Annotated in this window: 7 protein-coding genes; 3 read left to right on the plus strand and 4 right to left on the minus strand. The window is 69.1% G+C overall.

The window, feature by feature from the left end; translation table 11 throughout:
- Positions 1–50: 50 nt before the first annotated feature.
- The gene (gene gltB, locus MOTC310_RS29295; RefSeq protein WP_331304313.1) at positions 51–4,766 is read left to right on the plus strand and encodes a glutamate synthase large subunit; all 4,716 of its coding nucleotides are present in this window, start codon (positions 51–53) and stop codon (positions 4,764–4,766) included.
- A gap of 102 nt (positions 4,767–4,868) precedes the next feature.
- Entirely contained in the window at positions 4,869–6,302 is a 1,434-nt protein-coding gene (locus MOTC310_RS29300) for a glutamate synthase subunit beta (protein ID WP_331292325.1), read from the plus strand.
- A 24-nt stretch (positions 6,303–6,326) separates the two neighbouring features.
- Here the strand turns inward: MOTC310_RS29300 and MOTC310_RS29305 are convergent, their stop codons facing one another.
- From MOTC310_RS29305 to galE, 3 genes are all read right to left on the minus strand, one after another.
- On the minus strand, positions 6,327–7,757 hold the full coding sequence (locus MOTC310_RS29305; protein WP_331292323.1) for an SGNH/GDSL hydrolase family protein: 1,431 nt from the start codon (positions 7,755–7,757) through the stop codon (positions 6,327–6,329).
- Between the two features lie 93 nt (positions 7,758–7,850).
- Positions 7,851–9,041, minus strand: a complete 1,191-nt coding sequence (locus MOTC310_RS29310; protein WP_331304314.1) for a lytic murein transglycosylase — start codon at positions 9,039–9,041, stop codon at positions 7,851–7,853.
- A gap of 4 nt (positions 9,042–9,045) precedes the next feature.
- On the minus strand, positions 9,046–10,038 hold the full coding sequence (gene galE / locus MOTC310_RS29315) for a UDP-glucose 4-epimerase GalE (protein ID WP_331292320.1): 993 nt from the start codon (positions 10,036–10,038) through the stop codon (positions 9,046–9,048).
- Between the two features lie 175 nt (positions 10,039–10,213).
- Here galE and galU point away from each other — a divergent pair, with 175 nt between their 5' ends.
- On the plus strand, positions 10,214–11,083 hold the full coding sequence (galU, locus tag MOTC310_RS29320) for a UTP--glucose-1-phosphate uridylyltransferase GalU (protein WP_331304315.1): 870 nt from the start codon (positions 10,214–10,216) through the stop codon (positions 11,081–11,083).
- A gap of 364 nt (positions 11,084–11,447) precedes the next feature.
- On the opposite strand, the gene MOTC310_RS29325 is transcribed toward galU, so the two are convergent.
- Complete coding sequence (locus MOTC310_RS29325; protein ID WP_331292318.1) at positions 11,448–12,350, minus strand: N-formylglutamate amidohydrolase; 903 nt, start codon at positions 12,348–12,350, stop codon at positions 11,448–11,450.
- Positions 12,351–12,502: the final 152 nt, after the last annotated feature.

A 12,502-nucleotide genomic window follows, 5' to 3' on the forward strand; every position in this document is an offset into this window, starting at 1 on the left:
CTCGCGGGTTCTTGGCTGCGGACGGGTTCGAGGGAAGGACGAGACGAAGCATGTCACAACGCAGACCCGCCGAAGAGTTTGCTGCGTCCACGGCCCAGGCTGCCGCTCCCCGCGGCGGCGCGATGCCGCTCATCGTGCGCGACCCCGCCCTCCCGAAAGCTCAGGGTTCCTACGATCCGGCCCGGGAGCGCGACGCGTGCGGCGTCGGCTTCATCGCCGACATGCACGACCGCCGCACTCACGCGATCGTCGAGCAGGGTCTGAAGATCCTGGAGAATCTGGATCACCGCGGTGCGGTCGGCGCGGATCCCAAGATGGGCGACGGCTGCGGCATCCTCACGCAGATCCCGCACGGCTTCTTCGCCGAAGAATGCTCGCGTCTCGGATTCGAGCTGCCTCCGGCGGGCTCCTACGCCATCGGGCAGCTGTTCATGCCGAAGGCGGAAGAGCCTCGCGCGATCATCCAGGAGATCGTCGAATCCTCCCTGGCCGCCGAGGGCCTGCCGCTCCTCGGCTGGCGCGACGTGCCGGTCGATCCGGAGGATCTCGGCGACGCCGTGAAGGCCACCGAGCCGCACCACCGCCAAGTCTTCATCGGCCGGCCCGCCTCGGTGACCGACCAGGACACGTTCGAGCGGCGGGTCTACGTCGCCCGCAAGGTGATCTCCAACAAGGTCTACGGCCTCGACGACCCGCGGGTGAAGGAGTTCTACCCGGTCTCCGTCTCGACCCGGACCATCGTCTACAAGGGCATGGTGCTGGTCACGCAGCTCGGCAACTACTTCCTCGACCTCAAGGACGACCGCTTCGTCTCGGCGATCGCCCTGGTGCACCAGCGCTTCGCCACCAACACCTTCCCGACCTGGCGGCTGTCGCACCCGTACCGGATGGTCGCCCATAACGGCGAGATCAACACGCTGCGCGGCAACGTCAACTGGATGGCGGCCCGCCAGGCGAGCGTCGATTCCGACCTGTTCGGCAACGACATCTCGAAGCTGTGGCCGATCTCCTACGAGGGCCAGTCCGACACCGCCTGCTTCGACAACGCCCTCGAGTTCCTCGTGCAGGGCGGCTACCCGCTGGCCCACGCGATGATGATGCTCATCCCGGAGGCCTGGGCCGGCAACCCGCTGATGAGCGAGGAGCGGCGCGCCTTCTACGAGTACCACGCCGCCCTGATGGAGCCGTGGGACGGCCCCGCCGCCGTGGCGTTCACCGACGGGCGCCAGATCGGCGCCACCCTCGACCGCAACGGCCTCCGCCCGGCACGCTACATCGTCACCGACGACGGCCTCGTCGTGCTCGCCTCCGAGATGGGCACCCTGCCGATCCCGGACGAGAAGATCGTGCAGTCCTGGCGCCTCCAGCCAGGCCGCATGCTGCTGATCGACCTGCAGAAGGGCCGCATCGTCTCCGACGAGGAGATCAAGGGCGAGCTCGCCGCCGCGCACCCCTACGCCGACTGGGTCAAGAACACCCAGATCGTCCTGGAGGATCTGCGCCCGGTGCAGCCGCGCGAGTCCCGCGGCGATGTCAGCCTGCTCGATCGCCAGCAGGCCTTCGGCTACACCCAGGAAGACCTCAAGCTGCTGATGCAGCCCATGGCCGTCACCGGCCAGGAGGCGGTCGGCTCGATGGGCACCGACACCCCGCTCTCGGCGCTCTCCGAGAAGTCGAAGCTGCTCTACACCTACTTCAAGCAGAACTTCGCGCAGGTCACGAACCCGCCGATCGACCCGATCCGGGAAGAGGCCGTGATGAGCCTCGTCTCGTTCATCGGGCCGCGGCCGAACCTGCTCGACATGGAGGGTGCGTCCCGGCGCAAGCGCCTGGAGGTCCGCCAGCCGATCCTCACGAACGCGGATCTGGAGAAGATCCGCTCGATCGGCCATTTCGAGGACCGGTTCGACACCAAGACCCTGGACATGACCTACCCGGCCGAGACCGGCGCGGCGGCCATGGACGGGGCGCTCGACCGGCTCTGCGACCGCGCCGAGGCGGCCGTGCGCGGCGGCTACAACATCATCGTGCTGACCGACCGGGCGGTCGGGCCGGACCGGATCCCGATCCCGGCGCTGCTCGCCACCGCCTCCGTGCACAATTACCTGATCCGCAAGGGTCTGCGGACCTCGGTCGGCCTCGTGGTCGAGTCGGGTGAGCCGCGCGAGGTGCACCACTTCGCCTGCCTGGCCGGCTACGGCGCCGAGGCCATCAACCCGTACCTCGCCTTCGAGACGCTCCTCGAGATGAAGGACGAGTTCCCGCCGGATCTCACCGACGACGAGATCATCTACCGCTACATCAAGGCGATCGATAAGGGGCTGCTGAAGGTGATGTCCAAGATGGGCATCTCCACCTACCAGTCCTATTGCGGCGCCCAGATCTTCGACGCGGTCGGCCTGAACTCGACCTTCGTGGGCCGCGACTTCTTCGGCACGGCGACGACCATCGAGGGCGTCGGCATGGCGGAGATCGCCGAGGAGACGGCCCGCCGCCACCGCGACGCCTTCGGCGACGCGCCGGTCTACCGGAACGCGCTGGATGTCGGCGGCGAGTACGCCTACCGCCTGCGCGGCGAGACCCATACCTGGACGCCCGATACGGTGGCGACGCTGCAGCACGCGGTGCGGCTCAACGTGCCGGAGCGCTACCGGGAATATGCCGAGCTGGTGAACCGGCAGGAGCACCAGCTGAAGACGCTGCGCGGCCTGTTCCGCCTCAAGTCCGCCGCCGAGCTCGGCCGCGCGCCGGTTCCGCTCGACTCGGTCGAGCCGGCCTCCGAGATCGTCAAGCGCTTCGCCACGGGCGCCATGTCGTACGGCTCCATCTCCAAGGAGGCGCACGAGACCCTCGCCATCGCGCTGAACTCGTTCGGCGGACGCTCGAATTCGGGCGAGGGCGGCGAGGAAGTGGAGCGGTTCAAGCCGCTGCCGGACGGGCGCTCGCGCCGGTCCTCGATCAAGCAGGTCGCCTCGGGCCGGTTCGGCGTCACGACGGAATACCTCGTCAATTCCGACATGATGCAGATCAAGGTCGCCCAGGGCGCCAAGCCCGGCGAGGGTGGCCAGCTGCCCGGCCACAAGGTCGACGCCAAGATCGCCAAGGTCCGCTACGCCACCCCGGGCGTCGGCCTGATCTCGCCGCCGCCGCACCACGACATCTACTCGATCGAGGATCTGGCCCAGCTGATCTTCGACCTGAAGAACGTGAACCCGTCGGCGGACGTGTCGGTGAAGCTCGTCTCCGAGGTCGGCGTCGGCACGGTCGCGGCCGGTGTGGCCAAGGCGCGGGCCGACCACATCACGATCTCGGGCTTCGACGGCGGCACCGGCGCCGCGCCGCTCACCTCGCTGAAGCACGCGGGCGGCCCCTGGGAGACCGGTCTGGCCGAGACCCAGCAGACGCTGGTGCTCAACGGCCTGCGCGGCCGCGTCGCCCTCCAGGCCGACGGCGGTATCCGGACCGGGCGCGACGTGATGATCGCGGCGCTGCTCGGCGCCGACCAGATGGGCTTCTCGACAGCCCCGCTGATCGCCGCCGGCTGCATCATGATGCGCAAGTGCCACCTGAATACCTGCCCGGTGGGCGTCGCCACCCAGGATCCGGTGCTGCGCAAGCGCTTCAAGGGCACGCCCGAGCACGTGGTGAACTACTTCTTCTTCGTGGCCGAGGAGGTGCGGGAGATCCTGGCCTCCCTCGGCTTCACGAAGCTGGAGGAGGCGGTCGGCCGCTCCGACGTGCTCGACAAGGTCGAGGCCATCGCACACTGGAAGGCGCGCGGGCTCGACTTCAGCAAGCTGTTCCACCGACCGAAGGTGGCCGAGGGCACGGCGATCCGCCACGTGGAGGTGCAGCACCACCCGATCGACACGGTCCTCGACCGTCGCCTGATCGAGAAGGCGCAGCACGCCATCGAGACCGGTGAGCCGGTGGTCATCACCGACACGATCCGGAACTCGGACCGGGCCGCGGGCGCGATGCTCTCCGGCGCGGTGGCGAAGGCGCACGGCCACGAGGGCCTGCCCGACGACACGATCGTGGTGAAGCTCGCCGGCACGGCAGGCCAGAGCTTCGGCGCGTGGGTGGCGGCCGGCGTGACCGTCGAGCTGACCGGCCACGGCAACGACTACGTCGGCAAGGGCCTGTCGGGCGGCAAGCTGATCATCCGGCCGAGCGACGCGCTGAAGTCGCCTCAGGACCGGACCATCATGGTCGGCAACACCGTGCTGTACGGGGCGATCGCCGGCGAGTGCTACATCCGCGGCTCCGCGGGCGAGCGTTTCGCCGTGCGCAACTCGGGCGCCATCACGGTGGTCGAGGGCATGGGCGACCACGGCTGCGAGTACATGACCGGTGGCGTGGTCGTTTCGATCGGCGAGACTGGGCGCAACTTCGCGGCCGGCATGTCGGGCGGCATCGCCTACGTGCTCGACGAGGACGGCTCGTTCTCGGCGCGCTGCAACCTGTCGATGGTCGATCTGGAGCCGGTCGAGGAGGAGGACGACCTGATGCGTCGCTTCCACCAGGACGGCGACCTTGAGACTAAGGGGCGGGTCGACATCCTGGCCGACATGTCCGGGCACGACGAGGAGCGGCTGACGCAGCTCATCACCAACCATCTCAAGTACACGGGCAGCCCTCGCGCCAAGGCGATCCTCGACGATTGGAGCGGCTACCGCACCAAGTTCGTGAAGGTGATGCCGGTGGAGTACCGCCGGGCGCTGCGCGAGATGGAGATGGCGCGGATGCCGGTGGCCGCGGAGTAGGCGGCTTCCTGAGACCGGGCGGGCTGCCGCCCGGTCACGCACCCACACGAGACGACGATGCGGGCAGCGCAGTCAGAGACTGGCCGGCCCAGGGGCTGACCAATGGGCAAGATCACAGGCTTCCTCGAGTTCGACCGGCAGGAGCAGAAATACCAGCTCGCCGCCGACCGGGTCCGGCACTTCCGCGAATTCACGCTGCCGCTCGACGAGCACGACCTGACCAAGCAGGCGGCCCGCTGCATGGATTGCGGCATCCCCTTCTGCCACGGGCCGACCGGCTGCCCGGTGCACAACCAGATTCCGGACTGGAACGACCTCGTCTTCCAGTCGGATTGGGAGGAGGCGTCGCGCAACCTCCACTCGACCAATAACTTCCCCGAATTTACCGGCCGCGTCTGCCCCGCGCCCTGCGAGGAGGCCTGCACGCTGAATCTCGAGAATCAGCCGGTCGCCATCAAGACGATCGAGCAAGCGATCGCCGATCGGGCCTGGAACATGGGCTGGGTGAAGCCCGAGCCGGCGCAGACCCGCACCGGCAAGCGCGTCGCGATCGTGGGTTCGGGCCCCGCCGGCCTGGCGGCCGCGCAGCAGCTCGCACGGGTCGGGCACGACGTCCACGTCTTCGAGCGCGAACCGAGGGCCGGCGGTCTGCTCCGCTACGGGATTCCCGACTTCAAGATGGAGAAGCGGCACATCGACCGGCGCGTGCGCCAGATGGAGGCCGAGGGCGTCGTCTTCCACTACAACCAGAACATCGGCGTGACGAAGTCCGTGGACGAGCTCAAGGCCGAGTTCGACGCCGTGATGTTCTGCGGCGGCGCCGAGGACCCGCGGAACCCGCAGCTCCCCGGCCAGGATCTCGAGGGCGTCCACTACGCGATGCCCTACCTCGTCCAGTCGAACCGGCGCGTGAGCAACGAGCCGATGCGCGGAAACGGCGAGCAGCCGATCCTGGCCTCGGGCAAGAACGTCGTGGTCATCGGCGGCGGTGACACGGCCTCCGACTGCGTCGGCACCGCCTTCCGTCAGGGAGCGCTGTCGGTGACGCAGCTCGACATCCGCCCGCGTCCGCCGGAGCGGGAGGACAAGCTCACCGTGTGGCCCTACTGGCCCACGAAGATGCGGACCTCGTCCAGCCAGGCCGAGGGCGCGGAGCGCGAGTTCCAGGCCGCGACCCTGCGGCTGGAGGGCAACAAGAAGGGCCAGCTCACCGGCGTGGTCTGCGCCCGGGTCGACGCCAAGCGCCAGCCGATCGCCGGCACCGAGTTCGTCCTGCCCGCCGATCTGGTCTTCATGGCGATCGGCTTCGCGGGCTCGGTCCAGAAGGGGCTGCTGGAGCAGTCCGGCATCGGCGTCGACAAGCGCGGCAACGTCGAGGCGAACGAGGAGGACTACCGCACCTCGGACGCGAAGATCTGGGCAGCGGGCGACATGCGTCGCGGCCAGTCCCTGGTCGTCTGGGCGATCCGTGAGGGACGTCAGGCGGCGCGCGCCATCGACGAGACGCTGATGGGAGCCAGCGTCCTGCCGCGCTGAGGGAGCGGTACGGACCCGCCCGGCTCAGCCGGGCGGCCAGCGGAAATCGTCGGCCCGGCCGGGCTGCGGCATCGGCGCGTTCCCGCGCAGCAGCGTCCGCTCCACCGTCCCGAAATTGTCCGAGTCGCGCGGTCGTCCCGTCAGCAGCGCCCCTCCGGGGGACACCTCCGTGCGGCTCAAGGGTACCACGGGACCGGCCGCGGGCTTGACCGGGAGGGCCGGAACGCCGGGCGGTTCCGGAAGGCTCGGAAGCATCGCCGTGATCTGACGATCGATCGCCGCCGTGTCGGTGGCCGGTGCGGTACCGTCGAGGCTGGGCCCGGCAATCGAGGGTGGTGCGGTCGGCGCCACGGTCGCGGTCGGCGAAGGCTCGCTCGAGCCCGGCACCGCGCCCATGAGCCGCTTCAGCTCGACATCGGCGAAATGGGCGAGCTTCCGGTCGCCCGCCTTGGTGAAATGGACGCCGTCGGCGGTGCGGAGTTTGGCGATCTGCCCTTCCGGATCCGGGCCAGACGCGGCGTACCGGTCCCGGTCGTCGACGAAACCTGGCCAGATGTCGACATAGGTTCCACCGGCCTTGGTGACCGTGTCCCGGACGATGTCGTTCAGGGACGCGAGGTCCCGGCTCATCGTCTCGCTCTGCACGGGCGGCAGCCCGACCCAGATCAGCGGGATCTTGCGATCGACGAACACCTTCGCGAGCGCCTCCACCCGCGCGCGATAGAGGGCGCGCCAGCGATCCGTGAGGGGATCGACCGTCTCGTCGCCCTCGCGGATCGGCTGCCGGTCGTTGGCGCCCATCATGACGAGCGCGTAGCGCACCTTCGCGTTGCTCTGGAGGTAGTCCTGCGCGACCTTCGGCCAGTCGACCACGTCCTTCCGAACCAGACCGCTGTCACCCTTCGCGCGGTCGATCACGGCGACGTCGGCATTGTCCTCGAACACGTCGTCGAGGCCCTTGGCGAGGTGGTCGGCGAGGGAGTCGCCGAAGACGGCAATCTGGACGTTCGGCTCGGTCTTGGCGATTGCGGGCTTCGGCGGCGTCGGTGCCCGGGCGGGACGCGCCCGGCGCTTCACCGCGGGGGCCGGTCGTTGCGCCTCGCCGGTCGCGTAGGGATTCCGCTGTCGCGGCGCTCGATAGGTCCGCTCCGGCTGCGGCGCCACCGGCTGCGGTCTGTCTTCCCACGGCCAGTAGAACTGACGCGGTGCCTCCTGCTGCGGCGCGTAGCGCGGTTGCCGCCCATACGTCCCGTCGTCGCGGTAATAGGCATCCCGCGGCCGCCGACGGGGCGGCGCCTCGTAGTAGGTGCCGCCGCTCGGCTGCTGCTGGTAGGTGTCGCCCCATTGCGCGCGGGCCGGGCCGACGCCGAAGGCCGAGAGCCCGGCGAGACCCAGCAGGGCCGCGAGCCCGACGAGCAGCGGGCGTTCCGAGTGACGCCGACGAGCGACTACCATGCGCATCCCGTACGCTTTACGCCGAACCGGACCCGTTCGGAACGCGGCCACTATAGGTGGAAGCCGAACGCGGGTCTAAACCCTTCGACGGGCTCAACGCCGCGGCGCCGCCTTTCCGGTGAGCCGGCTGAGCAGAACCGGCGTGGCGTAGCCGTCGGCCGGCAATCCAGCGCTGATCTGATAGCGTCGCACCGCCTCGCGCAGCTTCGGGCCGGCGCGGCCGTCCGTCGGCCCGTCGTAGAAGCCGGCCGCCGCGAGGCCGGCTTGGAGTGCCTTCAGCCCCGGCCCGTCGAGGCGGGTCCCGGCGGCCGGCCAGGGGGCGGCGAGCGGCGGACCGCCAGCGAGGCGGTCGGCGAGGTGGCCTACCGCCAGCGCGTAGGAATCCGAGGTGTTGTAGCCTCGGATCACCTCGAAATTGCCGGTGATCAGGAAGACCGGGGCGCCCAGGCCTCCGGGCAGGAACAGGCTGGCGCGTCCGGCCTCCGGCAGCGCCTTCCCGTCAGTGCGGCGGACGCCGCGCTCGGCGAAGCTGCCGAGATCGCCCGTGTAACGGCTAAGATCGAACTCTTTCGGGAGGAGCACCTCGTAGCCCCAGGAGAGGGCCGGATTCCAGCCGAGGTCCTTGAGATAGGCGGCTATGGATGCCAGCGAATCCGCCTCGCTGTTCCAGATGTCGCGTCGGTCGTCGCCGTCGAAGTCGACCGCGTGAGCCAGGTAGGTGGAGGGCAGGAACTGCACCTGACCCATCGCGCCGGCCCAGCTGCCGCTCATCCGTTCTGGCGTGATGTCGCCCCGCTGCAGGATCGTGAGGGCGGCGAGGAGCTCGTCGCGAAACAGGTTGCCGCGATGCCGTGCCTCGGCGAGCGTCGCCAGCGCCCGGATGGTCGGGACGCTGCCGGCGCTCGCCCCGAAATCCGACTCGACGCCCCAGAGCGCCGTCACCACCGGTCCCGCGACGCCGTAGCTGTCTTCGATCCCCTTGAGGGTCGACGCGTGGGCCGCTGCTCGGGCTCGCCCGCGCGCGATGCGGCCGGCCGAGACGGCGCCGACGAGGTAGTCCCAGACCGGCCGGACGAACTCGCTCTGGCGGCGTGTGCGTGCCAGGATACCGGGATCCGGGCCCGTGATCCCGCGGAACGCCGCGTCGAATGTCGCCGCAGAAACGCCCCGCGCCGCCGCGTCCGGACGCAGGGCTTCGACGAAGGCCCGGAAGGCGTCCTCCGCGCGGGACTGCCCCGTGACGAAGCACGCCGTCGCGGCCAGAAAACATCGGCGCGAGAGCATCCGGTCAGATCCGATTACGCTTCTCCAGGTGCTCTTCCCAGGCAAGCGCTTGGCCGACGATGGCGTCGAGGTCGTCGTGTCGGGGCTCCCAGCCCAGGCGCGCGCGGATGCGCGCCGCCTCGGCGACGATCTGGGCCGGATCGCCGGCGCGGCGCGGGCATAGCCGCACCTCGAAGTCGCGGCCTGAGATGCGCTTGACGACCTCCACCACTTCGAGGACCGAGTAGCCCCGCCCGTAGCCGCAATTCAGCGTCAGGCTCTCGCCGCCCGACCGCAGATGGTCGAGGGCGAGGCGGTGCGCCTCGGCGAGGTCCGAGACTTGGATGTAGTCGCGCAGGCAGGAGCCGTCCGGGGTCGGGTAATCAGTCCCGAAGACGTCGAGCCGCGCGCGCTGCCCCAGCGCCGCCTGCGTGGCCACCTTGATCAGGTGCGTGGCGTTCGGCGTCGACTGGCCTGACCGGCCCTGCGGATCCGCCCCGGCAACGTTGAAGTAGCGCAGGATCACGTAGGAGAAGCCGTGGGCCGCGGCGGCGTCGGCGATCATCCACTCGCTCATGAGCTTCGAGCGGCCGTAGGGATTGATCGGCTTCAGCGGCAGATCCTCGGGGACCGGCGTGACCTCTGGCTCGCCGTAGACGGCCGCGGTCGAGGAGAAGATCACGTGTCGCACGCCGGCGCGCACCGATGCCTCGATCAGCGAGCGCGTCTTGACCGTGTTGGCGAGGTAGTAGCCTAGGGGATCGGCCACGGAGTCGGGCACCACGATCTTGGCGGCGAAGTGAGCCAGGGCGTCGATCCTGTGCTGAAGGATCGTCTGCGTCACGAGGGCCTGGTCGGCCACGTCGCCGACGACGAGCTTCACGCCCTCCGGGACCGCCCAGTCGAAGCCGGTGGACAGATCGTCGAGGACGACGACCTCTTCATGGCCGGCATCGAGGAGCGCCAGCACCATGTGGCTGCCGATGTAGCCGGCACCGCCCGTTACCAGAACCGCCATCTCGCCCCCTACTGGCGCCGTCCCCCGGCCACTGCTTACGCTTTTGCAGACGGGATTTTTACGCCCCGCGACCTCATACTAACGACGTAGTATCCTTGCGACGGCTCGCGTTAAGCTATCTCACTGACCGCACAGCTGACCACGTCGTTCCATCCAGTTCCGGGGTTACCGCTCGATGAAACCGATCCGCAAGGCCGTCCTCCCCGTCGCGGGCCTTGGCACGCGCTTCCTGCCAGCCACGAAGGCGGTCCCGAAGGAGATGCTCACCGTGGTGGACCGGCCGGTGGTGCAGCACGTGGTCGACGAGGCGCGCGCTGCCGGCATCGAGCACTTCATCTTCGTTACCGGCCGCGGCAAGGCAGTGATCGAGGACCATTTCGACATCGCTTTTGAACTCGACCACACCCTGCAGGAGCGAGGTAAGACGGCCGCCTACGAGGAGCTGAAGAAGGATCTGCCGAAGGCCGGCCAGACCAGCTTCACCCGCCAGCAGGCCCCGCTCGGCCTCGGCCACGCGGTCTGGTGCGCCCGTGAGATCGTCGGCGACGAGCCGTTCGCGGTGCTGCTCCCGGACATGCTCAGCCGCGGCTGCATGCAGCAGATGCTGGCCGCCTACGATCGCCACGGCGGCAACATCATCGCCGTCGAGGAGGTGGCCCCCGAGGAGACGCATCAGTACGGCATCGTCAGCGTCGGCGAGACCTATGGCCAGTCGTTCGAGATCACCGGGATGGTCGAGAAGCCCAAGCAGGGCACGGCGCCCTCGAACTTCATCATCTCCGGCCGGTACATCCTGCAGCCCGAAATCTTCGGCATCCTGGAGCACGGCAAGAAGGGCGCGGGCGGCGAGATCCAGCTCACCGATGCCATGATCGACCTGATGGAGACGCAGGCGTTCTTCGGCATGCGGTACGAGGGCCGGACCTACGATACCGGCTCGAAGCTGGGTTTCCTCACGGCGAACCTCGCCTACGCCCTGGAGCGGAACGAGCTCGCAGGCCCGCTAAAGGCCGAGATCGAGAAGATGCTGAAGGGCCGGGGCTGAACGGCGCGTCGGGACCGGTTCCGGCGACGGCGGCGCCGAGCGGGCGTGAGCGACGCCACCCCGCAGTTTCCGGACCCCGATCGCCTGCAGGCAGCGATCGGGGCTCGCCCGCTCTGATCGGCTAACGGTGCCGCGCCGGCGAACGCGGTTCAGGTATGCACGCAGCGCAGCCGCGCGGACCGTTTTGCCCTTGCTTCTTGTGCGGCGCACTTTAATTTGTGCGTTGCGAGATCGCGATGGCGTCGCGGTCTCGCTGCCCTTCTTGGGCGTTTCCTCCCTAGACTTCGGGCCGCTCCTTCGGGAGTGGCCTTTTTTCTGTCCGGTAGCCCGGCGTCCTTTCCAGTGAACGCGTGGGGCGCGGCCGCTATTCCGCGGCCATCCGGCGAGGAGCGAGATCGTCGAGGTCCTGGGCGACATCGATGATCACGGCCCGCAGGGCTTCGACCAGCGCCGGGAAGGCCGCGGTCATCGCGAGGCTGGCCTCGTTCATGTAGAGGCCCCGGTTCACCTCGATCTGGATAGCGTGGCGGTCGAGGTTCGGCTCGCCGTAATGCTCCGTGATGAAGCCGCCGGCATAGGGCTTGTTGCGCACCACGCGGAACCCCTTGGCGCGGAACGCGGCCTCGAACCCGTCGATCAGGATGGGCGCGCAAGCCGTGCCGTAGCGGTCGCCGAGCACCACGTCCGCCTTCATCTCCGGCTCGCGGCCCAGGCTCGATGACGGCATCGAATGGCAGTCGACCAGCATGCAGCGACCGTGGGTGCGCGCCGTGCGCTGGACGAGACCGCGCAGCGCGCGATGATACGGCTTGTACAGGCCCTCGATCCGAGCGTTCGCCTCCGCGACCGGGAGGCGCCGGGCGTAGATTTCCTGGCCGTCGGCGACGACCCGCGGCACTGTTCCGAGGCCGCCGGCGACTCGCATCGACCGGGTGTTGGCGAAGGGCGGCAGGCGCCCCTCGAACATGCGCGGGTCGAGCTCGTAGGGCTCGCGATTCACGTCGAGGAAAGCGCGCGGGAAGTTGGCGCGCAGGAGCGGCGCACCCAGTTCGACGACCGACGCGAACAGCCGCTCGACGTGGGCGTCCTCGGAGCGGCGCAGGGTGAGCGCGTCGAGCCGCGAGGCCGCGATGAAGTCGGGGGGGTAGACGGCCCCGGAATGACCGGTATTGAAGACGAAAGGCAGGGTGTGCGCCGCGGGCTCGTCGACCGCGAAGGCCGGGGCAAATCCGAAGGCGTCTGGCTGTACCGGTTCGGTTGCAGTCATCGGCTAGTGGACACCCCGGCGGTTGAACGAGGACGGAAGGCGCTCACTGTGGTGTGCGATCGATCGCCTGTCCACTCCGCACCGGCGGCTGCCGCAGTCGCCCGGGAGACACGCGGCGCCCGCTGCGCGCTCCATCCTAACACCTTGTTTAC

The organism is Methylobacterium oryzae (assembly GCF_036441375.1).
Classification (GTDB): domain Bacteria; phylum Pseudomonadota; class Alphaproteobacteria; order Rhizobiales; family Beijerinckiaceae; genus Methylobacterium; species Methylobacterium oryzae_A.

Excerpts from the sequence above, each read along its gene's own strand:
- galU (WP_331304315.1), top strand. The coding sequence starts at position 10,214 with ATGAAACCGATCCGCAAGGCCGTCCTCCCCGTCGCGGGCCTTGGCACG.
- gltB (WP_331304313.1), top strand. The coding sequence starts at position 51 with ATGTCACAACGCAGACCCGCCGAAGAGTTTGCTGCGTCCACGGCCCAG.
- galE (WP_331292320.1), bottom strand. The coding sequence starts at position 10,038 with ATGGCGGTTCTGGTAACGGGCGGTGCCGGCTACATCGGCAGCCACATG.
- MOTC310_RS29300 (WP_331292325.1), top strand. The coding sequence starts at position 4,869 with ATGGGCAAGATCACAGGCTTCCTCGAGTTCGACCGGCAGGAGCAGAAA.
- MOTC310_RS29325 (WP_331292318.1), bottom strand. The coding sequence starts at position 12,350 with ATGACTGCAACCGAACCGGTACAGCCAGACGCCTTCGGATTTGCCCCG.
- MOTC310_RS29310 (WP_331304314.1), bottom strand. The coding sequence starts at position 9,041 with ATGCTCTCGCGCCGATGTTTTCTGGCCGCGACGGCGTGCTTCGTCACG.
- MOTC310_RS29305 (WP_331292323.1), bottom strand. The coding sequence starts at position 7,757 with ATGGTAGTCGCTCGTCGGCGTCACTCGGAACGCCCGCTGCTCGTCGGG.